The organism is Streptomyces sp. NPDC018964 (assembly GCF_044390325.1).
GTDB lineage: Bacteria > Actinomycetota > Actinomycetes > Streptomycetales > Streptomycetaceae > Streptomyces.
The window spans coordinates 215734-241878 of the sequence record NZ_JBIRYZ010000006.1; the positions used below are offsets into that span (position 1 = coordinate 215734).

At 70.9% G+C, this 26145-nt stretch carries 25 protein-coding genes and 1 riboswitch; of the genes, 16 read left to right on the plus strand and 9 right to left on the minus strand.

What is annotated here, in order from left to right; all coding sequences use genetic code 11:
* Positions 1-137 precede the first annotated feature (137 nt).
* Positions 138-1250: a family 2 encapsulin nanocompartment cargo protein polyprenyl transferase gene (locus tag ACH5AO_RS12720; RefSeq protein ID WP_398924249.1), complete on the minus strand. Its 1113-nt coding sequence runs from the start codon at positions 1248-1250 to the stop codon at positions 138-140.
* A gap of 133 nt (positions 1251-1383) precedes the next feature.
* On the minus strand, positions 1384-2790 hold the full coding sequence (locus ACH5AO_RS12725) for a family 2B encapsulin nanocompartment shell protein (RefSeq protein WP_398924250.1): 1407 nt from the start codon (positions 2788-2790) through the stop codon (positions 1384-1386).
* Positions 2791-3084: 294 nt separating this feature from the next.
* Between ACH5AO_RS12725 and ACH5AO_RS12730 the strand changes: the two genes are divergently transcribed.
* The 3 genes from ACH5AO_RS12730 to ACH5AO_RS12740 all read left to right on the plus strand — a co-directional run bounded on the left by ACH5AO_RS12730 (position 3085) and on the right by ACH5AO_RS12740 (position 5145).
* Positions 3085-3675, plus strand: coding sequence for an N-acetylmuramoyl-L-alanine amidase (locus tag ACH5AO_RS12730; RefSeq protein ID WP_398924251.1), 591 nt, complete (start codon positions 3085-3087; stop codon positions 3673-3675).
* A 133-nt stretch (positions 3676-3808) separates the two neighbouring features.
* Positions 3809-4228 carry a DUF6010 family protein gene (locus tag ACH5AO_RS12735; RefSeq protein ID WP_398924252.1) on the plus strand — a complete coding sequence of 140 codons (420 nt, stop codon included), beginning with the start codon at positions 3809-3811 and terminating at the stop codon, positions 4226-4228.
* The gene (locus ACH5AO_RS12740; RefSeq protein WP_398924253.1) at positions 4225-5145 is read left to right on the plus strand and encodes a 1-aminocyclopropane-1-carboxylate deaminase/D-cysteine desulfhydrase; all 921 of its coding nucleotides are present in this window, start codon (positions 4225-4227) and stop codon (positions 5143-5145) included. Before ACH5AO_RS12735 ends, ACH5AO_RS12740 begins: the two co-directional genes overlap by 4 nt.
* Positions 5146-5149: 4 nt before the next feature.
* On the opposite strand, the gene ACH5AO_RS12745 is transcribed toward ACH5AO_RS12740, so the two are convergent.
* A complete protein-coding gene (locus ACH5AO_RS12745) occupies positions 5150-6742 on the minus strand; it encodes a Na+/H+ antiporter (RefSeq protein ID WP_398924254.1) in 1593 nt (530 codons plus the stop codon).
* Between the two features lie 60 nt (positions 6743-6802).
* Here ACH5AO_RS12745 and ACH5AO_RS12750 point away from each other — a divergent pair, with 60 nt between their 5' ends.
* From ACH5AO_RS12750 to ACH5AO_RS12760, 3 genes are all read left to right on the plus strand, one after another.
* Positions 6803-7063 (plus strand): UBP-type zinc finger domain-containing protein, encoded by a 261-nt coding sequence (locus ACH5AO_RS12750; RefSeq protein WP_398924255.1) that lies wholly within the window; start codon positions 6803-6805, stop codon positions 7061-7063.
* A gap of 259 nt (positions 7064-7322) precedes the next feature.
* On the plus strand, positions 7323-7736 hold the full coding sequence (locus ACH5AO_RS12755; RefSeq protein WP_003973726.1) for an anti-sigma regulatory factor: 414 nt from the start codon (positions 7323-7325) through the stop codon (positions 7734-7736).
* 17 nt (positions 7737-7753) lie between these two features.
* Positions 7754-8881 carry an RNA polymerase sigma factor SigF gene (locus tag ACH5AO_RS12760; RefSeq protein WP_398924256.1) on the plus strand — a complete coding sequence of 376 codons (1128 nt, stop codon included), beginning with the start codon at positions 7754-7756 and terminating at the stop codon, positions 8879-8881.
* 213 nt (positions 8882-9094) lie between these two features.
* On the opposite strand, the gene ACH5AO_RS12765 is transcribed toward ACH5AO_RS12760, so the two are convergent.
* Positions 9095-9538, minus strand: coding sequence for a hypothetical protein (locus ACH5AO_RS12765; RefSeq protein ID WP_398924257.1), 444 nt, complete (start codon positions 9536-9538; stop codon positions 9095-9097).
* Between the two features lie 116 nt (positions 9539-9654).
* On the opposite strand from ACH5AO_RS12765, the gene ACH5AO_RS12770 reads away from it, so the two are divergent.
* Both ACH5AO_RS12770 and ACH5AO_RS12775 read left to right on the plus strand, forming a co-directional pair.
* Positions 9655-10623 carry a diacylglycerol/lipid kinase family protein gene (locus ACH5AO_RS12770; protein WP_398924258.1) on the plus strand — a complete coding sequence of 323 codons (969 nt, stop codon included), beginning with the start codon at positions 9655-9657 and terminating at the stop codon, positions 10621-10623.
* 318 nt (positions 10624-10941) lie between these two features.
* Positions 10942-11199: a WhiB family transcriptional regulator gene (locus ACH5AO_RS12775; protein ID WP_037937783.1), complete on the plus strand. Its 258-nt coding sequence runs from the start codon at positions 10942-10944 to the stop codon at positions 11197-11199.
* Positions 11200-11376: 177 nt separating this feature from the next.
* Here ACH5AO_RS12775 and ACH5AO_RS12780 read toward each other — a convergent pair whose 3' ends face one another.
* Positions 11377-12852, minus strand: coding sequence for a sensor histidine kinase (locus tag ACH5AO_RS12780; protein WP_398924259.1), 1476 nt, complete (start codon positions 12850-12852; stop codon positions 11377-11379).
* A gap of 500 nt (positions 12853-13352) precedes the next feature.
* Between ACH5AO_RS12780 and nagB the strand changes: the two genes are divergently transcribed.
* The 7 genes from nagB to ACH5AO_RS12815 all read left to right on the plus strand — a co-directional run bounded on the left by nagB (position 13353) and on the right by ACH5AO_RS12815 (position 21443).
* The gene (gene nagB, locus ACH5AO_RS12785; protein ID WP_398924260.1) at positions 13353-14138 is read left to right on the plus strand and encodes a glucosamine-6-phosphate deaminase; all 786 of its coding nucleotides are present in this window, start codon (positions 13353-13355) and stop codon (positions 14136-14138) included.
* A gap of 157 nt (positions 14139-14295) precedes the next feature.
* A complete protein-coding gene (locus tag ACH5AO_RS12790; protein ID WP_398924261.1) occupies positions 14296-15060 on the plus strand; it encodes a GntR family transcriptional regulator in 765 nt (254 codons plus the stop codon).
* Between the two features lie 227 nt (positions 15061-15287).
* Positions 15288-15554, plus strand: coding sequence for a DUF3311 domain-containing protein (locus tag ACH5AO_RS12795; protein WP_398924262.1), 267 nt, complete (start codon positions 15288-15290; stop codon positions 15552-15554).
* Positions 15551-17179 (plus strand): monocarboxylate uptake permease MctP, encoded by a 1629-nt coding sequence (mctP, locus tag ACH5AO_RS12800; protein WP_398924263.1) that lies wholly within the window; start codon positions 15551-15553, stop codon positions 17177-17179. The genes ACH5AO_RS12795 and mctP overlap by 4 nt, the downstream gene beginning before the upstream one ends.
* A gap of 78 nt (positions 17180-17257) precedes the next feature.
* Entirely contained in the window at positions 17258-17764 is a 507-nt protein-coding gene (locus ACH5AO_RS12805) for a GNAT family N-acetyltransferase (RefSeq protein ID WP_398924264.1), read from the plus strand.
* 12 nt (positions 17765-17776) lie between these two features.
* A riboswitch (cobalamin riboswitch) is annotated at positions 17777-17948 on the plus strand.
* A 121-nt stretch (positions 17949-18069) separates the two neighbouring features.
* Positions 18070-20430, plus strand: a complete 2361-nt coding sequence (locus ACH5AO_RS12810; RefSeq protein WP_398924265.1) for a ribonucleoside-diphosphate reductase subunit alpha — start codon at positions 18070-18072, stop codon at positions 20428-20430.
* On the plus strand, positions 20430-21443 hold the full coding sequence (locus tag ACH5AO_RS12815) for a ribonucleotide-diphosphate reductase subunit beta (RefSeq protein WP_398924266.1): 1014 nt from the start codon (positions 20430-20432) through the stop codon (positions 21441-21443). Before ACH5AO_RS12810 ends, ACH5AO_RS12815 begins: the two co-directional genes overlap by 1 nt.
* A 30-nt stretch (positions 21444-21473) precedes the next feature.
* On the opposite strand, the gene ACH5AO_RS12820 is transcribed toward ACH5AO_RS12815, so the two are convergent.
* Positions 21474-21698 carry a hypothetical protein gene (locus ACH5AO_RS12820; protein ID WP_398924267.1) on the minus strand — a complete coding sequence of 75 codons (225 nt, stop codon included), beginning with the start codon at positions 21696-21698 and terminating at the stop codon, positions 21474-21476.
* Between the two features lie 93 nt (positions 21699-21791).
* Between ACH5AO_RS12820 and ACH5AO_RS12825 the strand changes: the two genes are divergently transcribed.
* Positions 21792-22754: a GlxA family transcriptional regulator gene (locus ACH5AO_RS12825; RefSeq protein ID WP_398924268.1), complete on the plus strand. Its 963-nt coding sequence runs from the start codon at positions 21792-21794 to the stop codon at positions 22752-22754.
* A gap of 21 nt (positions 22755-22775) precedes the next feature.
* Here the strand turns inward: ACH5AO_RS12825 and ACH5AO_RS12830 are convergent, their stop codons facing one another.
* The 3 genes from ACH5AO_RS12830 to def all read right to left on the minus strand — a co-directional run bounded on the left by ACH5AO_RS12830 (position 22776) and on the right by def (position 26099).
* Positions 22776-24146, minus strand: coding sequence for a cytochrome P450 (locus ACH5AO_RS12830; protein WP_398924269.1), 1371 nt, complete (start codon positions 24144-24146; stop codon positions 22776-22778).
* Complete coding sequence (cyc1, locus tag ACH5AO_RS12835; protein WP_398924270.1) at positions 24143-25228, minus strand: epi-isozizaene synthase; 1086 nt, start codon at positions 25226-25228, stop codon at positions 24143-24145. Before cyc1 ends, ACH5AO_RS12830 begins: the two co-directional genes overlap by 4 nt.
* 220 nt (positions 25229-25448) lie before the next feature.
* Complete coding sequence (def, locus tag ACH5AO_RS12840) at positions 25449-26099, minus strand: peptide deformylase (protein WP_398924271.1); 651 nt, start codon at positions 26097-26099, stop codon at positions 25449-25451.
* Positions 26100-26145 lie beyond the last annotated feature (46 nt).

Below are 26145 nucleotides of genomic sequence, written 5' to 3' on the forward strand. Positions count from 1 at the left end.
GGCGGGCTCGGGGAGGGCGGGTCCCGCACACCGTGGGGAAGTGCGGGACCCGCCGGACCGGAGCCGGGGTGCGGTGCGGGGTCAGGAGCCGCACGGCACCCGGTGGCTCCGGGGCCGGGGAGACGGCCGGCGGGCCGTCAGGTGGTGCGCCGTGTCACGAACTCGGCCAGGGCCAGCAGCCCGCCCGCCGCCTCCGGGTCGGGCACCGCGCGGGCCACTTCCTGCATCGCCCGGGCCATCCGGTCGGCCGCCTGGGTCTGCGCCCAGTCCCGGCCGCCCGCCCGTTCCACGGCCAGTGCCAGCTCCTCCAGGTCGTCCCCCTCGTGGTGCGGGGTCGCGTACACGGCGGCGAGTTCCGCGGCCTCCGGGGTACCGGAGGTGAGCGCGGCGACCACCGGGAGCGACTTCTTGCGGGCGGCCAGATCCGCGCCGGCCGGCTTGCCGGTGCTGCGCGGATCACCCCATATGCCGATCACGTCGTCGATGAGCTGGAAGGCCAGTCCCGCCTTCCGGCCGAACCCGTCCAGTGCCGCCACGTCCGCGTCCCCGGCGTCCGCGTACAGCGCCCCGATCGCGCAGGCGCAGCCGAGCAGCGCGCCGGTCTTGGACTCGGCCATGGCGAGCGTCTCGTCGAGGGTGACCTCGTCGGGGCCCCGCTGCTCCATGGCCGTGTCCGCGTGCTGTCCCGCGCACAGTTCGACCACGCAGTGCGCGAGCCGGGCCGCCGCCGCCGGGGCCGCCGGATGGGGGTCCTCGGCGAGCAGCCGCAGGGCGAGCGCCTGGAGGGCGTCCCCGGCGAGGATCGCGCCGGCGTCCCCGAACACCGTCCAGGCGGTGGGCCGGTGGCGGCGGGTGGTGTCCCGGTCCATCACGTCGTCGTGCAGCAGCGTGAAGTTGTGGACCAGTTCCACGGCGGCCGCCGCCCGTACGGCAGCCGCCCGGGCCACGGGCCCGCCCAGGGCGGAGGCCGCCGCGAGCACCAGGGCGGGGCGGATCGCCTTGCCCGAACCGCCCCCGGCCGGGGTGCCGTCCGTCTGTTCCCAGCCGAAGTGGTGGAGCGCGATGCGGCGCATCGGGCCGGGCAGCGAGCCGACGGCGGCCTGCAGCACCGGGTCGACCGCGGCCCGCGCCCGCTCCAGCAGCACCGTCGCCTCGTGCCCGTCACCGGGCCGCTGCTCCAGCACGGCCGGTGACGCGGTCGTGCTCTCCGCCGTGAGCCCCGTCTTCGGCTCCGCGATGGACTCCGTCATCGGCTTCCCCCTGGGACCGGCTCGGTGGAGGAGCGGAAGGATGGCGTTTCCGCACCTGTTGAGCGCGTACCTCCGAGGTGTACCCGCCCGGGCGGGCGGGGACACGGTGTGCGGGACGGGAGCCGGCGGCAGGTCACCGCCAGCGGCCGATCTCGACGTTCTCCAGGACGCCGAGCGCGTCCGGTACCAGGACCGCGGCCGAGTAGTAGGCCGTGACCAGGTACTTGATGATGGCTTGTTCGTTGATGCCCATGAACCGCACGGACAGACTCGGCTCGATCTCGTCGGGGATGCCGGCGGCCCGCAGTCCGATGACGCCCTGGTCCTCCTCACCGGTGCGCAGGGCGATGACGGAGGTCGTCCGGGCCTCGGTCACCGGGATCTTGTTGCACGGGAAGATCGGCACCCCCCGCCAGGTGGGGATGCGGTTGCCGCCCATGTCGATAGTCTCCGGGACCAGTCCCCGCTTGTTGAGCTCACGGCCGAACGCGGCGATCGCGCGCGGGTGGGCGAGGAGCAGCCTGGTCCCGCGCCGCCTGCTGAGCAGTTCGTCCATGTCGTCGGGGCTCGGGACGCCGTCGTGGGGCTGGATCCGCTGGTCGTACTCGCAGTTGTGGAGCAGACCGAAGTCGCGGTTGTTGATCAGTTCGTGCTCCTGGCGCTCCTTCAGTGCCTCGACGGTCAGCCGGAGCTGCTGTTCCGTCTGGTTCATGGGCTGGTTGTAGAGGTCGGCCACGCGGGTGTGGATGCGCAGTACGGTCTGGGCGACGCTGAGTTCGTACTCGCGCGGCCTGGCCTCGTAGTCGACGAAGGTGTGCGGGATGTCCGGCTCTCCGCTGTGACCGGCCGCGAGGTCGATCTCCTTCTCGCCGTATTTGTTGGTGCGCTGTCCCGGGACCGTGAGTCGCCGGCGGAGGTGTTCGCGCAGGGTGTCCGACCGCTCGGCGACCTGTTCGACGGCCTCGCGGGGCAGCACGAGCACGGTGCAGGAGGTGAGGGTGCGGGCGGTGTACTCCCAGATGGCGTCCCCGCCCAGCAGCGCCTGTTCGCCGAAGTAGGCGCCGTCGGCGAGGACTCCGAGGGACTCGTCCTCTCCGTAGGGGCCGGTGCCGACCCGCTCCACCCTGCCGTGCGCCAGCAGGTACACCTCGTCGGCCGGGCTGCCGAAGGAGGCGACGACCTGGCCGGCCTCGATCTCCCGCTGCCGGCAGCGGGAGGCCAGCTCGGTCAGCGCCTCGTCGTCCTCGTACCCCCGCAGCACCGGAAGCTCGCCCAGTTCCGCGGGGACGACCTCGACGCGGTCGCCGGTCTTCACGAACGTCATCCGGCCGTCACCCACGGCGTACGTCAGCCGCCGGTTGACGCGGTACGTACCGCCCTGCACATCGACCCAGGGCAGCATGCGCAGCAGCCAGCGCGAGCTGATCTCCTGCATCTGCGGCACGGACTTGGTCGTGGTGGCCAGGTTCCGCGCGGCCGCCGTACCGAGGCTCTGCTGCTGCCTGGCCTGCTCCGAACGGACCTCTTCGCCTACCGACATAGAGAATGCCCTCCCCAATGGTGATCCCGCGCCCGGTCGTGCCAGGCACGGCATTGCGCGATCAAGCCTTCCTGACGGAGCGTGCGCACACCATTACACGATCGAGCGGGATTGGATCTTGGGAGGGCTGGGCACACATGGGGCACCCGTTCGAAGGCGCCGTACCGGAAGGAAATTGTCCGGATCGACTCGCACGGGAGACGCACCAGTAGTTGAACTCGCACCTTTTCGGTATAGGCCCGGTAGCGAGCGGTCGCGAAGGGCGGCCGCCACCCGGCACGAAGGAGGGCGGTCATGGCCCCACCCATGTCCGCGAGCGCGTTCCTGCGCGCGTTGAAGGCCGAAGGGCTCAAGGTCGTCGAGGTCGGTGACTGGCGCGACCACAACCGCAACCACAAGGGCCCGTGGGGCCCGGTCCACGGCGTGATGATCCACCACACCGTGACCAAGGGCAGCGCCCGCACGGTCGACATCTGCCGCAAGGGCTACGAGAGCCTGCCCGGACCCCTGTGCCACGGCGTCATCACCAAGGACGGCCGGGTCCACCTCGTCGGCTACGGCAGGGCCAACCACGCGGGGCTCGGCGACGACGAGGTGCTCCGGGCGGTGATCGCCGAGCGGACGCTGCCGAAGGACAACGAGGCGAACACCGACGGCAACCGGCACTTCTACGGCTTCGAGTGCGAGAACCTCGGCGACGGCGAGGACCCCTGGCCGGCGGCCCAGCTGGAGGCCATCGAGAAGGCCGCGGCCGCCGTGTGCCGTCACCACGGCTGGAACGAGCGGTCGGTGATCGGGCACAAGGAGTGGCAGCCGGGGAAGGTGGACCCGCGCGGGTTCACGATGGGCTCGATGCGGAAACGGATCGGCGACCGGCTGAAGTGACGCGCGGGCGCGACGGCGCACGGCCCGCCTGGCGACAACCCGTCGGAAGCTGTCGCCCGCTCCCCTGGGGTCCGCGGCGGTCCGCTCCTAGCGTGGTGAACCGTCCCCGACGGTCCCAGGAAAAGGCCTCACCATGCAGTACGTCGCCCCGGTCGGCATCGGTGTCCTCTACGCCCTGCTGATGTCCCTCGTCCGCGAACCGCACCGGCGGCGCCTGAACGCCCTCATGGTCGCCGGTGCGGGCGCCGCCTACCTCAGCGGCGGCGGGCTGGGCGGCTGGGAGTTCGCCTTCACGGCGCTGGTCACCTGTGTCGCGTTCCGCGGTCTGGACTCCTGGACGTTCATCGGCGTCGGCTGGCTGCTGCACACCGCGTGGGACGTCGTCCACCACATCAAGGGCAACCCCATCGTCCCGTTCGCCCACACGTCCTCCCTGGGCTGCGCGATCTGCGACCCGGTGATCGCGCTGTGGTGCCTGCGGGGCGGCCCCTCCCTGATCGACGTGTTCCGCGGCCGCGGCCGCGAGGAGCCGCGGGCGACAATGGTCCCGTGACCGGCTCCGACACCCCCGTCCCCCACGACGCCCTCGCGGGCCTGCGCCCCCGGCTGCCCTCCCCGCTGCGGGAGGTCGCGGACGGGCGGTTCGAGCGGCACGGGGTGCGGCTGCTGCTGAAGCGGGACGATCTGATCCACCCCGAACTGGTCGGCAACAAGTGGCGCAAGCTCGCGCCGAACCTCGCCGAGGCGGCCGGGCGGACCGTGCTCACCTTCGGGGGCGCGTACTCCAACCACCTGCGGGCCACGGCCGCCGCCGGCCGGCTGCTCGGCCTGCGCACCGTCGGCGTGGTGCGCGGACAGGAACTCGCCGACCGCCCGCTCAATCCCTCGCTGGCCCGCTGCGCGGCCGACGGGATGCGGCTGCACTTCGTCGACCGGTCGACGTACCGCCGCAAGGCCGACCCGGAGACCCTGGCGGCCGTGCTCCGCGCGGCGGACGCCGAGGACGCGTACGTCGTGCCCGAGGGCGGCAGCAACCCCGCCGCCGCGCGCGGCTGCCGGGCGCTCGGGGAGGAGCTGGCCGGCCGGGCGGACGTGGTGGCGGTGGCCTGCGGCACCGGCGGCACGCTGGCCGGACTGGCCGCCGGGCTCGGCGGCGGGACGCGCGCGCTGGGTATACCCGTGCTCAAGGGCGGCTTCCTGGCCGATGACATACAGGCCCTGCAGGGCGCGGCGTTCGGCGGCCCGCGCGGCGACTGGAGCCTCGACGACCGCTTCCACTTCGGCGGCTACGCCCGCACCACCCCGGAACTCGAAGCGTTCGCCGAGGACTTCGAGCACCGCCACGGCCTCCCGGTCGAGCGTCTCTATGTCGCCAAGTTGCTCTACGCCCTTGTCACCCTGGCGGAGGAGAACGCGTTCCCGCGCGGGAGCGAGGTCGCCGCGGTGATCACCGGGCGGCCCTTCCCGTGAGGGGTCAGGTCGCCTCCCGGAACGCCGCCGCCTCCTCCAGGTCCAGCCGGCGCAGCAGCGTGCGCAGCATCTCGTCGTCGATGTACCGGCCGTCGCGCAGTCGGACGAACACCTCGCGTTCCGCGCTGATCATCTCCCGTGACAGCCGCCGGTAGGTGTCGTCCACCGACTCCCCGGTGACCGGGTTGACCTGCCCGAGCCGTTCCCAGACGGCGTTGCGGCGGCGCTCCAGGACGGCGCGCAGGCGTTCGGCGAGCGGTCCGGGCAGGGTGTTGCGCCCGTCGGCGAGGAGCTCGTCCAGACGCTGCTCGGCGACCCGGGAGGCCTGCGCCTGGGCGTTGGCCTCGGCCAGGGTCTCGGCCCGCACGTCGCGTCCGGGGAGCTTGAGCACCCGGATCAGCGGGGGCAGTGTCAGGCCCTGCACGACCAGGGTGCCGATGACGGTGGTGAAGGTCAGGAAGAGCAGCAGGTTGCGCTGCGGGAAGTCCTCGCCCCCGGCGGTGACCGGGATCGAGAAGGCGATGGCCAGCGAGACCACGCCGCGCATTCCGGCCCACGCGATGACGAACGGCGCCTTCCAGCCGGGTCTCCCCTCGCGTTCCCTGATCCTCGCCGACAGCATCGGCGGCAGCCAGGTCGCCGGGTACACCCAGACGAACCGCATGACGACGACCACCGCGAAGACGGCGACCGCGTACCAGGCGGCGTCGACGCCCTCGTACTCGCCGAGCCCCCTCAGGACGACGGGCAGTTGCAGTCCGATCAGCGCGAACACCGCGGACTCCAGGACGAACGCGACCATCTTCCACACCGCGTCCTCCTGGAGGCGGGTGGCGAAGTCGACCTCCCACGCGCGGTGCCCCAGGTAGAGGGCGACGACCACCACGGCGATGACGCCGGAGGCGTGCACCTGCTCGGCGACGGCGTACGCGACGAACGGGATCAGCAGGGAGAGCGTGTTCTGCAGCAGCGCCTCCTTCACGTGGGTGCGCAGCCAGTGCAGCGGTGCCATCAGCACCAGGCCGACCACCAGGCCGCCGACCGCCGCGAGCAGGAACTCGCCGATCCCCCCGGCCCAGGTCGCGCCCTCGCCGACCGCGGCCGCCACGGCCACCCGGAACGCGGTGATCGCGGTGGCGTCGTTCAGCAGGGACTCGCCCTGGAGGATGGTGGTGATCCGGGAGGGCAGTCCCACCCTGCGCGCCACCGCCGTCGCCGCGACCGCGTCCGGCGGGGCCACCACGGCGCCGAACACCAGCGCCGCGGTCAGCGGCAGGCCCGGCACGATCAGGTACAGGACCCAGCCGACGGCGAACGTCGCGAACAGCACGTACCCCACCGACAGCAGCGCCACCGGCCGCAGTTGCGCCCGCAGGTCGAGGTAGGAGCTGTCGGTGGCCGCCGTGTGCAGCAACGGGGGCAGGACGAGCGGCAGGAAGACGTGCGGATCGAGCGTGTACGCGGGCACCCCGGGGAGGTAGCTGACCACCAGCCCGGCGGCGACCAGCAGCAGCGGTGGCGGCACCGGGGTGCGCCGGGCGGCCGCGGCGATCGCGGCGCTGCCCGCCACCAGCAACAGCAGCGGCATCACATCCATGTCCGGCCCACCCTCGTTTTTCCGCGCGGCTCTCCGCGCGGGCGTCGTAATCTGGCAATCATGAAACAGTGCACGCACGCCGACGCGCTGCCGCACCCGGAACCCGTCCCGCTCGGTGAGACGTGTCCGGAGTGCCTGCGGGACGGCACGGATCCGGTGCAGCTGCGCCTCTGCCTCACCTGTGGTCACGTCGGATGCTGCGACTCCTCGCCGAACCGGCACGCCACGGAGCACCACAACGAGACCGGCCACCCCGTGATGCGGACCTATGAGCCCGGCGAGGACTGGCGCTGGTGCTTCGTCGACCACGTACTCGTGTGACCCGGCGTGACCCCGGTGCCGGACGGTTCGACCGTCTGACGTCTGGGTACGTCAATGCGGCGCGCGCTCTTCCCATTTGGGAGCCGCAGACCCCTAGCCACGGAGCGTATTCATAGTTTTACTATGAGTGACGGCATGTGGGTCGGGATCCCTGGGGACAGGACCGTCGAGAGCGCGATAGCGTCACCGCTGAACCACGTAGCGCGTTACCCGGGGGCGAAACAGGCCCTGAAACGCTTGTACCACCTTGGAGGTGAGGGTGTCCCAGATCGCAGGCGAGCCCGCGACCCAGGACTTCGTGGAAGTCCGGCTGCCGGCCGCGGGGGCCTACCTGTCGGTGCTGCGTACGGCCACGGCCGGCCTCGCGGCCCGTTTGGACTTCACCCTCGACGAGATCGAGGACCTGCGCATCGCGGTCGACGAGGCCTGCGCGATCCTGCTCCAGCAGGCCGTGCCGGGTTCGGTGCTCAGCTGTGTCTTCCGGCTCGTCGACGACTCGCTCGAGGTGACCGTCTCGGCGCCGACCACGGACGGTCACGCCCCTTCGCGGGACACCTTCGCCTGGACCGTGCTGTCCGCGCTCGCGGGCAAGGTCTCCTCCGCCGTGGACGAGGACAAGACCGTGTCGATCAGCCTCTACAAACAGCGCGGCGCGGGACCCGGGCCGACGTGAGGAGCGAGGACGGGCCGGTGCGGGACGAAGAACGCGGCACACGGGAGCTGCCGGCCGAGCGCGTGCCGGACGGCATCGACGGCATCCCCGAGCAGGCCCGGCCGCACCCGGAGGACGACTCGGCGGAGGTCGTCACCCCGGGCGGCGGGCAGTCCGGGGGTGCCGCGCGGAGCACGCCCGCGGCCGGGGCCGCTCCGGGCCGAGGGGGCGCCTCCGCCAGGGCCAACCCGGCGGGGGACGAGGTGAGCGCTCGGGGAAGGGCGACGGGCGGGACGATGAGCGAGCACGAGCGACACGCCGAGGACGAGGCGCCGCGGGCGCCCGCCACCCGGGGCGCGCGGAGCACCCCCGGTGCTTCGGGCTCCCAGGGCGGGCACGCGCACCACGACCCGCAGGACCGCAGCGGGGCGCGCGCCCTGTTCCTCGAGCTGCGCACGCTGCAGGACGGCACTCCCGAGTACGCGGAGCTGCGCAACCGCCTGGTGCGCATGCACCTGCCGCTCGTCGAGCACCTGGCGCGCCGCTTCCGCAACCGCGGTGAGCCGCTGGACGACCTCACCCAGGTCGCCACCATCGGGCTGATCAAGTCGGTCGACCGCTTCGACCCCGACCGGGGGGTGGAGTTCTCGACGTACGCGACCCCGACGGTCGTCGGCGAGATCAAGCGGCACTTCCGCGACAAGGGCTGGGCGGTGCGGGTGCCGCGCCGGCTGCAGGAGCTGCGGCTGTCGCTCACCACGGCCACGGCGGAGCTGTCCCAGCGGTACGGCCGCTCCCCCACGGTGCACGAGCTGGCCGAGAAGCTGGCCATCTCCGAGGAGGAGGTCCTGGAGGGCCTGGAGTCCGCGAACGCGTACTCCACGCTGTCCCTGGACGTCCCCGACACCGACGACGAGTCCCCGGCGGTCGCCGACACCCTGGGCGCCGAGGACGAGGCGCTGGAGGGCGTAGAGTACCGGGAGTCGCTCAAGCCGCTGCTGGAGGACCTGCCGCCGCGCGAGAAGCGGATCCTGCTGCTGCGCTTCTTCGGCAACATGACCCAGTCGCAGATCGCGCAGGAGGTCGGCATCTCGCAGATGCACGTCTCCCGGCTGCTGGCCCGCACCCTGGCCCAGCTGCGGGAGAAGCTGCTCGTGGAGGAGTGACCCGGCGCGGCCGCCGGGGCGCCCGGCCCGTCCCCCGGACCGGACCGGCCCCGGGTGACGGCGCCTCGCAGCCGGGCCGAGCGGGGGCCGTGGGGCTCCCTCCCGCGCACGGGCGTCCCCCCGCTCGAACGAAGCCGGGAACAAGGGGCGGTCGGGCGTGGGGCCCCCTCCGGGAAGGTGCGCGCCGTCCCCGGCAGGGTCCGGGGGTGGACGCTACTCCCCGGCGTTCCCGGGCCCCCGGATGCCGAGGGCCCGGGTCGTCTCGGGGTTGATCAGCAGGACGAGCGCGGTGACGGCCACGACGGCGAGCACGATCCCGGCGGGGATGGCCACACCGTCGGACACCAGCAGGTTGTAGGCCACCGGCAGCGCGATGATCTGTGTGATCACGGCGGGGCCGCGGCTCCAGCTCCGCCGGGCGAACAGCCCCCGTGCGGCGAGCAGCGGGAGCAGCGCGAGCACGATCAGCGTCACCCCGCCGGTGACGGCCTGCCCACGGTCGTCCGGTTCGCCGGTGAGGCCGAGGACCGACATCCACACCCCGCCGACCACCAGCGCGAGCCCCTCCAGGGCGGCCAGTGCCGCGGCGTACGTCAGGCGGCGCGGGCGGGGGCCGGTGGCGTCCGGGGCGGTGGTGGGGATCTGCTCACTGCTCACCCCTGAAGGGTAGCCCTCGCCGTGCGCGCCCCCGTGTCGAGGTTCACGCCCCGTCTCCCCCTCCGCCCCCCGCCTCGGGCTGGGCCCGGTACCCCTCAGTAGGTACTCTGCACGTCATGCGTGCACTTCTCGTGGTCAACCCGGCGGCAACCACCACCAGTGCGCGCACGCGCGATGTGCTGATCCACGCGCTCGCCAGCGAGATGAAGCTGGAGGCGGTCACCACCGAGTACCGCGGGCACGCGCGCGACCTGGGCCGGCAGGCCGCGGAGAGCGACGACATCGACCTGGTGGTGGCTCTCGGCGGGGACGGCACGGTCAACGAGGTCGTCAACGGTCTGCTGCACGCGGGGCCCGACCCGGAGCACCTGCCCGGTCTCGCCGTGGTCCCCGGCGGCTCCACCAATGTCTTCGCCCGCGCCCTGGGTCTGCCCAACCAGCCCGTGGAGGCCACCGGCGTCCTGCTGGACGCGCTGCGCGAGGGCCGCGAGCGCACCGTCGGCCTGGGGCTGACCTCGGGCACGCCGGGCTCGGACGACGAGGCCGTACCGGCCCGCTGGTTCACCTTCAACGCGGGGCTGGGCTTCGACGCCGGCGTGGTCGGCCGGGTGGAGCAGCAGCGGGAGCGGGGCAGGAAATCGACCCACTCCCTGTACATGCGCCAGGTGGTCCGTCAGTTGCTCGGCGATCCGCACCGGCGGAACGGGGTGATCACGTTCGAGCACCCGGACGAGGAACCGGTCACCGATCTCGCGCTCTCCATAGTCTCGAACACCTCGCCGTGGACGTTTCTCGGCAATCGCCCGATCTACGCGTCGCCTAAGGCCTCGTTCGATACGGCGCTCGATCTCTTCGGTCTGCACCGGCTGTCCACCGCCGCGGTTGCCCGGTATGGCACCCAGTTGCTCACTTCGTCCCCGGAGCGCGGACCCCGTGGCAGGCATGCGGTCTCCCGGCACGATCTGACGCGCTTCACCTTGCATTCGAAGGTGCCGCTGCCCCTCCAGATGGACGGTGACCACCTGGGGCTGCGAACCAGCGTGACGTTCACAGGCGTACGCCGTGCACTGCGTGTGATTGTGTGAGCAGAAAGGGCCAAAGTCCTTTCAGTCGAACGTTTAGGCCAGGATCCACCCCATGGAAGTACGGCTGTGACCTAGTCGACACCGAAGAATCAAAAAAAACTTTCCGGAAGGGGTTGTATCCGCCGCCGAGGTTTGCGAGTCTCTTCTTGGCGATCGGGACGGCCCGCAACACCGGCCTCCACAGATCACCGGAACCCCTCTTCAAACCCAAGGACCACGCCAGAGAACCTGGCGGTCGGCCCTTCCCTTGTCGAGGGATTCGTGAAAGCGTTCACATTCACAAGCAATCGCATTACATACCCAGGAGAGGTAGCAGCCATGGACTGGCGTCACAACGCCGTTTGCCGCGAGGAAGACCCCGAGCTCTTCTTCCCCATCGGCAACACCGGTCCTGCGCTGCTGCAGATCGAGGAAGCCAAGGCCGTCTGCCGTCGCTGCCCGGTGATCGAGAACTGCCTGCAGTGGGCGCTCGAGTCCGGTCAGGACAGCGGCGTCTGGGGTGGTCTCAGCGAGGACGAGCGTCGCGCGATGAAGCGCCGTGCCGCCCGCAACCGGGCCCGTCAGGCCTCCGCCTGACAACCCACCCCTGCTGACAGCCTGAGCTTGGCGGCGCGTACGGCGCGTACGCATCTCCCGCCCCCGAGCCGCAGCGCGCAGTTGAGCGAAGAGCCCCGGACCGCTTTCAGTGGTCCGGGGCTCTTCGCCGTCCGGGGCTCTTTGTCACCCGGGCCCGCCGTTCACCCGGGCAGCCCGCTACCGGTCCGACTGCACCGGGATGTCCAGGATCACCCTGGTCCCCCGCTCCGGCGCCGGCACCATGTCGAAGCTGCCGCCCAACTCGCCCTCCACCAGGGTCCGTACGATCTGCAGACCGAGGTTGCCCGCGGTGTGCGGGTCGAAGCCCTCGGGCAGACCCACGCCGTCGTCCTGCACGGTGACCAGCAGACGGGTCTCCTTGGTGGTGCCGCCGCGGACCGCCGACACCTCGACGGTGCCGGTCTCGCCCTCGCGGAAACCGTGCTCCAGGGCGTTCTGCAGGACCTCGGTCAGCGCCATCGACAGCGGCGTGGCGACCTCGGCGTCGAGTATGCCGAAGCGGCCCGTGCGCCGGCCGGTGACCTTGCCCGGGGAGATCTCGGCGACCATCGCGAGGACGCGGTCGGCGATCTCGTCGAACTCCACGCGCTCGTCCAGGTTCTGGGACAGCGTCTCGTGCACGATCGCGATGGACCCCACCCGGCGCACCGCCTCCTCCAGTGCCGCGCGGCCGCGCTCGGACCCGATGCGCCGTGCCTGGAGACGCAGCAGCGCCGCCACCGTCTGGAGGTTGTTCTTCACCCGGTGGTGGATCTCCCGGATGGTCGCGTCCTTGGTGATCAACTCGCGTTCGCGGCGGCGGAGTTCCGTGACGTCACGGAGCAGCACCAGCGAACCGATGCGCGTCCCCTTCGGTTTGAGCGGGATCGCCCGGAACTGGATCACCCCGTCGTGCGCCTCGATCTCGAACTCGCGCGGCGCCCAGCCGCTGGCGACCTTGGCCAGCGCCTCGTCCACGGGACCGCGGGAAGGGGCCAGTTCGGCGGTGGTCAGCCCGAGGTGATGGCCCACCAGGTCGGCGGCGAGGCCCATGCGGTGGTAGGCGGACAGGGCGTTCGGGGAGGCGTACTGGACGATGCCGTCGGCGTCGAGCCGGATCAGTCCGTCGCCGACGCGGGGCGAGGCGTCCATCTCGAGCTGCTGGTTCGCGAACGGGAAGGAGCCGGCCGCGATCATCTGTGCGAGGTCCGAGGCGCTCTGGAGGTAGGTGAGCTCCAGTCGGCTCGGGGTGCGCACGGTGAGCAGGTTGGTGTTGCGCGCGATGACCCCGAGGACGCGCCCCTCCCGCCGGACGGGGATGGACTCGACCCGTACGGGAACCTCCTCGCGCCACTCCGGGTCGCCCTCGCGCACGATCCGGCCCTCGTCCAGGGCCGCGTCCAGCATGGGGCGGCGGCCGCGCGGGACGAGGTGGCCGACCATGTCGTCCTGGTAGGAGGTGGGGCCGGTGTTGGGCCGCATCTGGGCGACGGAGACGTAGCGGGTGCCGTCGCGGGTGGGGACCCACAGGACCAGGTCGGCGAAGGAGAGGTCGGAGAGCAGCTGCCACTCCGAGACCAGCAGGTGGAGCCACTCGAGATCGGTGTCGTCGAGGGCGGTGTGCTGGCGTACGAGTTCGTTCATGGAGGGCACGTCAGCGAGCGTACCCGGCGGTCTGCGGGAGCGCGGGACACCCGCGGGCCGCGGCGCCTGAGAGGGACCCTCAACCCTCCCGGCACCGCAGCCCGGAGCAATATCGGCCGTGGGGTGTGCGGTCCCGGTCGGCCGAGAGACGAGGAGCCGGGGCAGTCAGGGCAGAGAGCTCCGGTTCCTCGGTTCCACCTTCCTGTGCGGGGAAGGCAGGCTTGTTGTGCCCTGCTACGCATTGTGGACTAGACCACTGTCCCTGTAAATGCGTCGTGCGCCGTTCTTCGATGCCGCTTCGCCGTCGGTCCGGACCCACGGGTCTCCGTCACGCAGCCTAACCCCTGGGGTTGCCGCGCGGGGCCGGTCGGCCGGGCCGATTTCGGTGCGCGGCCCCCGCACCCGCTCTGTTAGATTGAGATTGGTCTAAACCACACTGCATCACCGTACGGGCCCGCACCGACGGGTCCGGTCCCAGTCGAGTCCTCCTCAAGATCGGCAGGCCCACCGTGGAAGTTGTCATCGTTGCGGACGCCAAGGCGGGCGGCGAACTCATCGCCGGGGCCATGGCGCAGCTCCTGCGGCGCAAGTCCGACGCCCTGCTGGGCGTGGCGACCGGCTCGACGCCGCTGCCCGTCTACGAGGCGCTGGCGGCCAAGGTGCGCTCCGGTGCCGTGGACGCCTCGCGGGCGCGGATCGCCCAGCTCGACGAGTACGTGGGACTGCCCGCCGACCACCCCGAGTCCTACCGCTCGGTGCTGCGGCGCGAGGTACTGGAGCCGCTCGGGATCGGGATGGACGCCTTCATGGGCCCCGACGGCACCGCCGAGGACGTGCAGGGCGCGTGCGAGGCGTACGACAGGGCGCTGGCGGAGGCCGGCGGCGTGGACCTCCAGCTGCTCGGGATCGGCACGGACGGGCACATCGGGTTCAACGAGCCGTGCTCCTCGCTCGCCTCGCGCACCCGGATCAAGACGCTGACCGAGCAGACCCGGGTGGACAACGCCCGCTTCTTCGACGGCGACATCGACCAGGTCCCGCACCACGTCATCACCCAGGGCATCGGCACCATCCTGGAGGCCCGCCACCTGGTCCTGCTCGCCACCGGCGAGGGCAAGGCGGACGCGGTCGCCGCGACCGTCGAGGGGCCGGTGGCGGCGGTGTGCCCGGCGTCCGCGCTGCAGCTGCACCCGCACGCCACGGTGGTCGTCGACGAGGCCGCCGCCACCAAGCTGAAGCTCGCCGACTACTTCCGGCACACCTACGCGAACAAGCCGGACTGGCAGGGCATCTGAGCGACCATTCCTGGTCTGGACCAACCCTCGTCCCGAGGGTATACAAAGGGGATCACGGAGCGTGCGGGGCACACCCCCTCCCGAGCCGTGCCACGATGTCAGCCGTGGCCGATGGGGATGTCGGTCGTTTCGGCACCCGGAGCCGGGAAGGCAGAGCATGAGCACCGACGTCAGCAGTACGGAGAACGAGGGTGGGACCACGGTCCGTACGGCGCGTGTGCCCAAGTACTACCGGCTGAAGAAGCACCTGCTCGACATGACCGAGACGGCGCCGCCCGGCACCCCGGTCCCGCCCGAGCGCACCCTGGCGGCGGAGTTCGACACCTCGCGCACCACCGTGCGCCAGGCGCTCCAGGAGCTGGTGGTCGAGGGGCGCCTGGAGCGCATCCAGGGCAAGGGCACCTTCGTCGCCAAGCCCAAGGTCTCCCAGGCGCTCCAGCTCACGTCGTACACCGAGGACATGCGCGCCCAGGGCCTGGAGCCCACCTCGCAGCTGCTGGACCTCGGCTACATCACCGCCGACGACCGGCTCGCCGGGCTGCTCGACATCGCGGCCGGCGGGCGGGTGCTGCGCATCGAGCGGCTGCGCATGGCCAACGGCGAGCCGATGGCCATCGAGACCACCCACCTGAGCGCCAAGCGCTTCCCCGCGCTGCGCCGCAGCCTGACGAAGTACACGTCCCTCTACACCGCCCTCGCCGAGGTGTACGACGTCCGTCTGGCGGAGGCCGAGGAGACGATCGAGACGTCCCTGGCCACCCCGCGCGAGGCCGGCCTGCTCGGCACCGACGTCGGCCTGCCGATGCTGATGCTCTCCCGGCACTCGCTGGACCGGGACGGACAGCCGGTGGAGTGGGTGCGGTCGGTGTACCGGGGCGACCGGTACAAGTTCGTCGCGCGGCTGAAGCGCCCCCAGGACTGAGCCCGGACCGTCCCCGCGGCGCGCCTTCGGCGGAGCCTCGGCGCGTCCTCGACCGGGCCGCGAAACCCCGCGAAGCGGGCGGTCGGCAGCGGTTTCGTTGCTGTTTCCTCTCGGTTGAGCGGCGCCTGGGTACCGCTATGCGGACGAGGGGTTACGGCTGCGCCACACCCTGACCTAGATTTCCTGCGCATTACCGCAGGTGATCAGTGAGGGGACGGAGCCGTCTGATGTCACAAGCCCCAGAAACCGCAGAAGGGCCGGTGGTGACGCCCGTGCGCGTCGTCATCGCCCTCTGTCTCGTCGCACCGTTCGTGGCCATGCTGTGGGTCGGGTCCTACGCGAAGACCGACCCGACGTTCATCGGCATCCCGTTCTTCTACTGGTACCAGATGCTGTGGGTGCTGGTCTCCACCGCCCTGACGATGATCGCGTACAAGCTCTGGCAGCGTGACCAGCGCGCCCGCTCGGCCGCGAAGGGCGGTGCGTCGCAGTGAACGACGGCGTGAACGGCGTGGCACTCGCCGTCTTCATCTTCTTCTTCCTGCTGGTCACGGCGATGGGCTTCATGGCCGCGCGCTGGCGCAAGGCCGAGAACGAGCACAGCCTCGACGAGTGGGGCCTGGGCGGCCGGTCCTTCGGCACCTGGGTCACCTGGTTCCTGCTCGGCGGCGACCTGTACACCGCGTACACGTTCGTGGCCGTACCGGCGGCGATCTACGCGGCGGGCGCGGCCGGCTTCTTCGCGGTGCCGTACACGATCCTGGTGTACCCGCTGATCTTCACCTTCCTGCCCCGGCTGTGGTCGGTGTCGCACAAGCACGGCTACGTCACGACGTCCGACTTCGTGCGCGGCCGGTTCGGCTCGAAGGGGCTGTCGCTGGCCGTCGCGGTCACCGGCATCCTGGCCACGATGCCGTACATCGCGCTCCAGCTGGTCGGCATCCAGGCCGTGCTGGACGTGATGGGCGTCGGCGGCGGCGAGGACACCAACTGGTTCGTCAAGGACCTGCCGCTGCTGATCGCCTTCGGTGTGCTGGCGGCGTACACGTACTCGTCGGGTCTGCGGGCCCCCGCGCTGATCGCGTTCGTCAAGGACACACTGATCTACATCGTGATCGCCGTGGCGATCATCTACATCCCGATCAAGCTGGGCGGCTTCGACGAGATCTTCGCCTCGGCGAACGAGGCGTTCGCCCAGACCAACCCGGCCACGGGCGCGCCGCGCGGCGCGACGGTACCGGGCGAGGCGGGCCAGTGGACGTACGCCACGCTGGCGCTGGGCTCGGCGCTCGCGCTGTTCATGTACCCGCACTCGATCACGGCGACGCTCTCCTCGCGCAGCCGTGAGGTGATCCGCCGCAACACCACGATCCTGCCGCTGTACTCCCTGATGCTGGGCCTGCTGGCGCTGCTCGGCTTCATGGCGATCGCGGCCGGGGTCAAGGTCAGCAACGGCCAGCTGGCCATCCCGCAGCTGTTCGAGAACATGTTCCCGGACTGGTTCGCGGGCGTGGCGTTCGCGGCGATCGGCATCGGCGCGCTGGTGCCTGCGGCGATCATGTCGATCGCGGCGGCGAACCTGTTCACCCGCAACATCTACAAGGACTTCATCAAGCCGGACGCGACGCCGAAGCAGGAGACCCAGGTCTCCAAGCTGGTGTCCCTGCTGGTGAAGGTGGGCGCGCTGGCCTTCGTCCTGACCATGGACAAGACCGTCGCGATCAACTTCCAGCTGCTCGGCGGCATCTGGATCCTGCAGACCTTCCCGGCGCTGGTGGGCGGCCTGTTCACCCGCTGGTTCCACCGCTGGGCGCTGATCGGCGGCTGGGCGGTCGGCATGGTCTACGGCACGGTCGCCGCGTACGGGGTGGCCTCGCCGACGCAGAAGCACTTCGGCGGGTCGTCGAAGGAGATCCCGGGCATCGGCGAGATCGGTTACATCGGCCTCACCGCGTTCGTGCTCAACGTCCTGGTCACGGTCGTCCTGACCTTCGTCATGAGGGCGCTCAAGGCGCCCGAGGGCATCGACGAGACCAGGCCGCAGGACTACACGGCGGACGCGGGCGACCCCGGTGTCCAGGTGGAGCTCCCGCCGGCCACGGCGGGCAGCGCGCACTGACGCCGTACGTACCGTGAGCGACGGGCCGTCGGAGAAATCCGGCGGCCCGTTGTCGTACCCGTCCGGCACACTCCCCCCATGGACATCGTCATCCGGCCGGTGGAGCCCGGCGAGCACGCGGAACTCGGTGAGATCACCGCACAGGCCTATCTGCTGGACGGGCTGCTCGACTTCGGGGAGAGCGACGCGTACCTGGATGAGCTGCGGGACGTGGGGAAGCGGGCGGCCGCCGCCGAGGTGCTGGTCGCCGTGGCGGACGGGACGGTGCTGGGCGGAGTGACCTTCGTGCCGGGCCCCGGTCCGATGGCCGACATAGCGGGGCCGGGCGAGGCGGAGATCCGGATGCTCGCGGTCGCCCGCGCGGGCCGGGGCAGAGGCGCCGGGGAGGCATTGGTGCGGGCCTGCGTCGACCGGGCGCGGGCCGTCGAGGGCTGCGTGCGGGTCGTGCTGTCGACCCAGCGCACCATGCGTGCCGCCCACCGCATCTACGAGCGGCTCGGTTTCACCCGCAGCCCGGAGCGCGACTGGAACCCCCTGCCGGAGCTGGACGACATCACCCTGCTCACCTACGAGCTGACGCTCTGACACCGCCGCGACACAACATATGGGGTTGGTGGCGGCACCCGGCACAAGATGTATGCTCATGCTCGCTGTCGCCGCAGGGGAATCCGGTGTGAATCCGGAACTGTCCCGCAACGGTGTACCCATGCCCGCGTACGCGTGTGCCTGGGCGTCAGTCCGAGGACCTGCCGACAGCGCACCCGGCCGTCCGGTCGGGTGCGTGGACGTCCGGGCCTCGTGGAATGGGCCGGTGGACGCGACGCCGCGTGCGTTCGTGTGCTGCCCCCTGCGCTCTTCGAGGCCCCGTGCCGAGCGAGGGAGAGCCCCACGTGACCATCGCGCCAGCCGATCCGGCCTCAGCGATCGACGTGACCGAGGAGAGCGGTGGCCCCGGTGCCGCGCTGCTGCGGACCCTGACCGAGCTGACCGCCGACCTGCCCGACGCCGACCCCGGCCGGGTCGCCGCCGCCGCGCTGCGCGGCCGGTCCGCCGCCGCCGACGAGGCGGAGCTGCGGGAGCTGGCCACCGAGGCGGCGGCCGGGCTCATCTCCGAGGACCCGGCCTACTCCCGGCTCGCCGCCCGGCTGCTGACCCTCGGCATCCGCGCCGAGGCCGCCTCGCAGGGCGTCACCTCGTTCACCGGGGCCGTCGCGACCGGACACCGCGAGGGCCTGATCGCCGACCGGACCGCCGCGTTCGTCCGCCTGCACGCGGACCGGCTCGACGCGCTGATCGACACCGGCGCCGACGACCGCTTCGGCTACTTCGGCCTGCGCACCCTGCACAGCCGCTACCTGCTGCGGCACCCGCTCACCCGCAAGGTCGTCGAGACGCCCCAGCACTTCCTGCTGCGGGTCGCCGCCGGCCTCGCCGAGGACGACAGCACGCGCTCGGTGGACGAGGTCGCCGCGCTGTACGGGCTGATGAGCCGCCTGGACTACCTGCCCTCCTCCCCCACCCTGTTCAACTCCGGCACGCGCCACCCGCAGATGTCGTCCTGCTACCTCCTGGACTCCCCCAAGGACGAGCTGGACTCCATCTACGACCGCTACCACCAGGTCGCCCGCCTCTCCAAGCACGCCGGCGGCATCGGCCTGTCGTACTCCCGCATCCGCGCCCGGGGTTCGCTGATCCGCGGCACCAACGGGCACTCCAACGGCATCGTCCCGTTCCTGAAGACGCTGGACGCCTCGGTCGCCGCCGTGAACCAGGGCGGCCGGCGCAAGGGCGCGGCGGCGGTCTACCTGGAGACCTGGCACTCCGACATCGAGGAGTTCCTGGAGCTGCGCGACAACACCGGCGAGGACGCCCGCCGCACGCACAACCTGAACCTCGCGCACTGGGTGCCCGACGAGTTCATGCGCCGGGTGAACGCCGACGCGTCCTGGTCGCTGTTCTCCCCGGCGGACGTGCCGGAGCTGGTCGACCTGTGGGGCGAGGAGTTCGACGCGGCGTACCGGGCCGCCGAGGCGAAGGGCCTGGCGAGGAAGACCCTCCCGGCCCGCGAGCTGTACGGCCGCATGATGCGCACCCTCGCGCAGACCGGCAACGGCTGGATGACCTTCAAGGACGCCGCCAACCGCACGGCGAACCAGACGGCCACGCCGGGCCACGTCGTCCACTCCTCCAACCTGTGCACGGAGATCCTCGAGGTCACCGACGACGGGGAGACCGCGGTCTGCAACCTGGGGTCGGTCAATCTCGGCGCCTTCGTGGACGGTGACGACATCGACTGGGAGCGCCTCGACGAGACCGTCCGCACGGCCGTCACCTTCCTCGACCGGGTGGTGGACATCAACTACTACCCGACCGAGCAGGCGGGCCGCTCCAACGCCCGCTGGCGCCCGGTGGGCCTGGGCGCGATGGGCCTCCAGGACGTGTTCTTCCGGCTGCGGCTGCCCTTCGACTCGCCCGAGGCGAAGGCGCTGTCCACGAGGATCGCCGAGCGGATCATGCTCGCCGCGTACGAGACCTCCGCGGCCCTCGCCGAGCGGAACGGCCCGCTGCCCGCCTGGGAGAAGACCCGTACCGCCCGGGGCGTGCTGCACCCCGACCACTACGACACGGACCTCGCCTGGCCGGAGCGCTGGGCGGCGCTGCGGACGCGGATCGCGGCCACCGGGATGCGCAACTCGCTGCTCCTGGCGATCGCGCCCACCGCCACCATCGCGTCGATCGCGGGCGTGTACGAGTGCATCGAGCCGCAGGTGTCCAACCTGTTCAAGCGCGAGACGCTGTCCGGGGAGTTCCTCCAGGTCAACTCGTACCTGGTGGACGACCTGAAGCGGCTCGGCGTGTGGGACGCGCGCACCCGTGAGGCGCTGCGCGAGGCCAACGGCTCGGTGCAGGACTTCGCCTGGATCCCCGAGGAGGTGCGGCGCCTGTACCGCACCGCCTGGGAGATCCCGCAGCGCGCTCTGATCGACATGGCCGCCGCCCGCACCCCGTTCCTGGACCAGGCGCAGTCGCTCAACCTGTTCCTGGAGACGCCCACCATCGGGAAGCTCTCCTCGATGTACGCGTACGCCTGGAAGCAGGGCCTGAAGACGACGTACTACCTGCGCTCCCGCCCGGCGACCCGGATCGCCCGCGCGGCGGCCCGCACCACCGTCCCCGTCCCGCAGGCGGCCGACCCCGAGGCCGTCGCCTGCTCCCTGGAAAACCCCGAGTCCTGCGAGGCCTGCCAGTGATGACCAGCACCACGAAGAACCTGCTCGACCCGGGCTTCGAGCTGACGCTCCGCCCCATGCGCTACCCCGACTTCTACGAGCGCTACCGGGACGCCATCAAGAACACCTGGCACGTGGAGGAGGTCGACCTCCACTCGGACGTCGCCGATCTCGCGAAGCTCAGCCCCGAGGAGCAGCACCTGATCGGCCGGCTGGTCGCGTTCTTCGCGACGGGCGACTCGATCGTGGCGAACAACCTGGTGCTGACGCTCTACAAGCACATCAACTCCCCGGAGGCGCGGCTGTACCTGTCGCGGCAGCTCTTCGAGGAGGCGGTGCACGTCCAGTTCTACCTGACGCTGCTCGACACCTACCTGCCCGACCCGGACGACCGGGCGGCGGCCTTCGCGGCCGTGGAGAACATCCCGTCCATCCGGGAGAAGGCCGAGTTCTGCTTCAAGTGGATGGACTCGGTGGAGCAGATCGACCGGCTGGAGACGCGGGCGGACCGGCGCCGCTTCCTGCTGAACCTGATCTGCTTCGCCGCGTGCATCGAGGGCCTGTTCTTCTACGGGGCCTTCGCCTACGTCTACTGGTTCCGCGGCCGGGGCCTGCTGCACGGGCTGGCGACCGGCACCAACTGGGTGTTCCGGGACGAGACGATGCACATGTCCTTCGCCTTCGACGTGGTCGACACCGTGCGCAAGGAGGAGCCGGAGCTGTTCGACGAGGAACTCGGGCAGCAGGTCACCGACATGCTGCGCGAGGCGGTCGAGGCGGAGCTGCAGTTCGCGCGGGACCTGTGCGGGGACGGGCTGCCGGGCATGAACACCGAGTCGATGCGTCAGTACCTGGAGTGCGTCGCCGACCAGCGGCTGGTGCGGCTGGGCTTCGCTCCGGTGTACGGCTCGGAGAACCCGTTCTCGTTCATGGAGCTCCAGGGCGTCCAGGAGCTGACGAACTTCTTCGAGCGGCGGCCGTCCGCGTACCAGGTCGCCGTGGAGGGCACGGTCGACCTGGACGAGGACTTCTAGACAGCCGTGCGCCCGGGTGCCGCCCCGCCGTCACGCCGCTCGCGCGGTGCGGTGCGGGGCGGCACCCGTCGCCGGGCGTGCGGCCGCCGGCTCCTCGCGGCGTCCGGCGGCGGCTCGGGCGGCCTGGGCCCGCTCGATCTGCCGGTCGATCCGCCGGTCGCGTGCGATGCCGATCAGGGCGGGCAGGGTCATGAAGAGGAACAGGCCGAGGACGGCCACCATCGAGGTCAGTGCTTGCATCCACGTCGTATCCATGGACACCACTGTCCCGCCCGATGCTCCTTACCGGCAGTGGCAGGACTGCCGCACACCCTCGATTTACTGCCAAGGGTGCGGCACACTGGAGCCATGCTGCAGAACGTGGTCGCCGTCCTCCTCGACGGCGTGAACCCCTTCGAGCTCGGTGTCGTCTGCGAGGTCTTCGGCGTCGACCGCAGCGACGACGGCCTGCCGGTCTACGACTTCGCCGTCGCCTCGGCCGACGGTCCGGCGGTGCGCACCAACACGGGCTTCTCCCTCCAGGTCGAGCACGGCCTGGAGCGTCTGGAGACGGCGGACCTCATCGCCGTGCCCGCCGGTTCCTCCTATGTGTCCCGGGAGTTCCCGCCCGAGCTGCTGGACGCCCTGCGCAGCGGGGTGGACCGGGGCGCGCGGGTGCTCAGCGTCTGCTCCGGGGTGTTCGTGCTCGCCGCCGCCGGGCTCCTCGACGGCCGGCGTGCCGCCGCCCACTGGAAGCACGCGGAGGCGCTGACCGGGAAGTATCCCCATCTGACGGTCGAGCCGGATGTGCTCTACGTCGACGAGGACCCGGTGATCACCTCCGCGGGCACCGCCGCCGGCATCGACGCCTGTCTGCACCTGGTGCGCAAGGAGCAGGGTCCGGAGATCGCCAACAAGATCGCCCGGCGCATGGTGGTGCCCCCGCACCGCGACGGCGGGCAGGCCCAGTACATCGAGCGTCCGCTGCCGCCGTCCGGGGGCGACACCGTCTCCGAGGTCCTGGTGTGGATGGAGCGGCACCTCGACGAGGAGACCACCGTCGAGCAGCTCGCCGCCCGTGCCCACATGTCGCCGCGCACCTTCGCCCGCCGCTTCCAGCAGGAGACCGGCACCACGCCCTACCGCTGGATCCTGCGCCAGCGGGTGCTGCTGGCGCAGCGCCTGCTGGAGGGGACGGACGAGACGGTGGACGCGATCGCCGGCCGTACCGGCTTCGGCAACGCGGCGGCGCTGCGCCATCACTTCGTCCGCGCGGTGGGGACGACCCCGCAGGCCTACCGGCGCGCGTTCAGGGGCCCTCAGGCCGCCTGAACGCGCGCCGTGCGACCGGGGTCAGCGGGGCACCGCCCGCAGCATCAGGCCGCGCGGCCGGAGCGTGATGCCGATCCGGGGCCGGGTGTCGGAGCCGGGCGCGTGGTCGAAGCGGTAGGCGGAGGCGATCACCGCGGTGGTGAGCGTGAGCTCGGCCATCGAGAAGTGGTCGCTGGGGCACTTGCGGTTGCCCACGCTGAACGGGCTCATCGCGTACTTGGGCACCTCCCCCGCCCGCTCCGGGAGCCAGCGGTCGGGGTCGAACTCCTCGTGCCGCTCGTACGACCGCCGGTCGCGCTGGATCGCGTACGGACTGTAGATGACGTCCGCGCCCCGGGGAATGCGGTATCCGCCCAGTTCCGTGTCGGCCACCGCACGGCGGGTCAATATCCATACGGCCGGATACAGCCGCAGGGTCTCGACGACGACATTCGCGGTGTACGTCAGTTTCCGGACGTCCTCGAATGCGACCGGGCGGTCACCCACGACGGTTTTCACCTCGTCACGGATCTTGTCGCCGAGTTCCGGGTGCTCGGTGAGAACCAGCAGGAGCGACATGATCGTGGCTCCGACGGTTTCGCTGCCGGGGGTGACTATGGCGATGACCTGGTCGTGGATCTCCTGTTCCCCTATGGGATCGCCATTCTCGTCCTTCGCCTCCAGCAAAGCCGTCAGCAAATCGTTCGGCTTTTGACCGCTCGCCCGTCGGTCGGCGACGATCTCGTCGACCAGGACATGCAGATCGGCCAACGCGCGGTTGAATTCCCGGTTGGCCGGAAGCGGAACCTTGTAGAGCGGTCCGAGCGGCACCACCATGCGCTGGTACATGCCACTGAACAGCGTGGCGAGGTCGGCGCAGATGCGCTCCGCCCGGGCGTCCATGGAGCTGCCGCGCATCAGGCAGCGGGCGGTCACCCGGACGGCCACGCGGAACGACTCCGCCGTGACGTCCAGCACCTCTTTGGAGCGCCAGCGCTCCACGAGCGCGTACGCCTCCTCCGCCATGACCGGCCCGTACGCGGGGATCGCGTCCAGCTTGAAGGCGGGCTGGATGGTGCGGCGCTGGCGCCGGTGCAGCGGGCCGTTGGCGGTGGCGACGCCCTCCTTGCCGAGCAGGCTCTCCAGGGACTCCCACAGCGGTCCGGCGATGATGTAGTCGGGGCTCAGCGCCACCGCCCCGGTGAGGGCGGGGGTGGTGACGGCGTACACCGTCTTCGGTCCGAGCTTGAGGCGCACGACGTCGCCGTGGTCACGCAGCCGGGACATGAAGGAGAGCGGATCGCGCGCCAGTTTCCAGCCGTGGCCGAGGACGGGGACCGCCCCGCCGGCCACGGGAGGCTCGCGCAGCGCGGCCGCCCCGGCCGTTCCGTGGTTCACGGACTCGACGGTCATGACTCACCTGCCGTTTCGTTGTCGACGTACGGGGGTGTGGACCGGTCGTCCCAGCTGTCGACCCGGTAACGGCCGGACTCGTGGTGGAACCAGTAGACGGAGCTGAACCAGTTCCGCATGTTGCCGACGCAGGCGCGTACGGCGGCACTCGTCTCCTTTCCTCCCACCGTGCCGTCGTCGAGGGTGTCCGCGAAGCGCAGGGCGTCCCGTTCGGCGTCCTGGAATTCGCTGATGCATTCCTCGACGCGACGCCTCATGTCCGCGATCGCCTCTTCGAGCGTGAGTTCCTCGTGGACGATGAGGCTGATGCCGAGATTGTGTACCTCGCTTCCCGCTATTTCCTTCGGCAGTGAACACAGGTCGTTGTACCAGGCGGCGAATTCCTGACTGAGCAGTGCCGCCCTCCGATAGGCGGGGTCATGCCGTACCGCGTCCGGTAGTTCACTGCCCGCGCTCTGCTCCAGGAGGTCGGTCCAGATCCAGTGCGCGAAGGTGAGCCGGCGAAGTTCCAGGTATTCCTCGACGGTGGGGACGATCCCCTCCGTACGGTTGTGGAATTCCCGGTCGTACGCCTCGATCACCTCGTGGAAGTGCCGGGCGAACCGGGCGTTCCAGCCGCCCGGCAGGAACGCGTACAGCCGCTCCGCGCTGTCCGCGAGCCCCGCCACCACCGGGTCCTCGTGGCCCACGTGGTCACCGGGGCTGTCGAGGGCGCGGTGCAGTCGGTCCTTCAGCCGCCGCCAGGCGGCGGGGCGGCCGTGCACGATGTCGCGGTCGTGCCGGTCGTCCCAGACGAAGAACCACGCGCTGTAGTCCGCTATCGCCTGCAGGACGTCGTCGGGGGCATCCGTGTAGTAGCCCGCCATAAGGTCGGTGTAGCACAGGCCATCGGCATATTCCTCCACCTTGTCCGCCGGCATGAGCCGCTTTTCGAGCAGCCACGCCCTGGTCGCCTTCTGAAGCCGGGGCCAATACGGGTGGAGTTGCCGGGGAAACGCCGTCTCGATCACCGGAAGAGACAGCGCCGGTGGAACTGTGATGGTGGTCGGTGTCGATGTGGTGCCGTGTGACAAATCATGCACGAACAATCCCCTCTCTGCCGCCAGTCGGCGCGCCCCGCCCCGATCCGGGCGCACGCCGCGCGTATCCCCGCACCTCCATTCAGCACCACAACTGACCGCTCTGGGAACGGATTTGCCTATTTCGCTGTCATGGAGGGCACACAGACGAACGGCGCCCGATCGGGAAAGTGCTCGATCGGGCGCCGTCGGTGAGGAGGGGGAAGAAGGCTCCGGAGGCCGGTCAGTCGTTGGCCACCACGGGGTAACGCGGCTCGTTCTCGGCCATCTGCCGCAGCGCGTCCTTGCGCTCGCGCTTGGACAGCCGGTCGATGTAGAGGTAGCCGTAGAGGTGGTCGGTCTCGTGCTGCAAACACCGTGCGAAGTAGCCGGTGCCGCGTACCCGGACCGGGTTGCCCTTCTCGTCCTGCCCGGTCACCTCGGCGTAGTCGGGGCGGGCCAGCGGCATGTAGGCGGTGGGCACCGACAGGCAGCCCTCGTTGCTGTCGTCCAGCCGGCGCCGCTCGGCGGGCAGTTCGACCAGCTCGGGGTTGCAGAGCACACCGACGTGCCGCACGCCCTCGTCGTCCGGGCAGTCGTAGACGAAGACCTTCTTGCCCACACCGATCTGGTTGGCGGCCAGGCCCACGCCCTCGGCGGTGCGCTGGCTGGCGAACATGTCGGCGACCAGCTGCTGGAGCTCGTCGCCGAAGTCCGTCACGTCCTCGCACTCCTGGTGCAGCACCGGGTTGCCGACCACGGTGATCGGGCGCGAGGTGCCGCGCTCCCGCCACGCCGTCTCGCGCTCCTCGCAGTCCTCCGTGTCGATGACGTACCCCTCGTCGTCGACGGGGAGCACGCCCGCGTGCTGCTGATCGGTGTCCTGCTGAGCCATGACCGACGTGTGCCTTCCTGAGTGGAACCGGGGTTGTGATCTGACA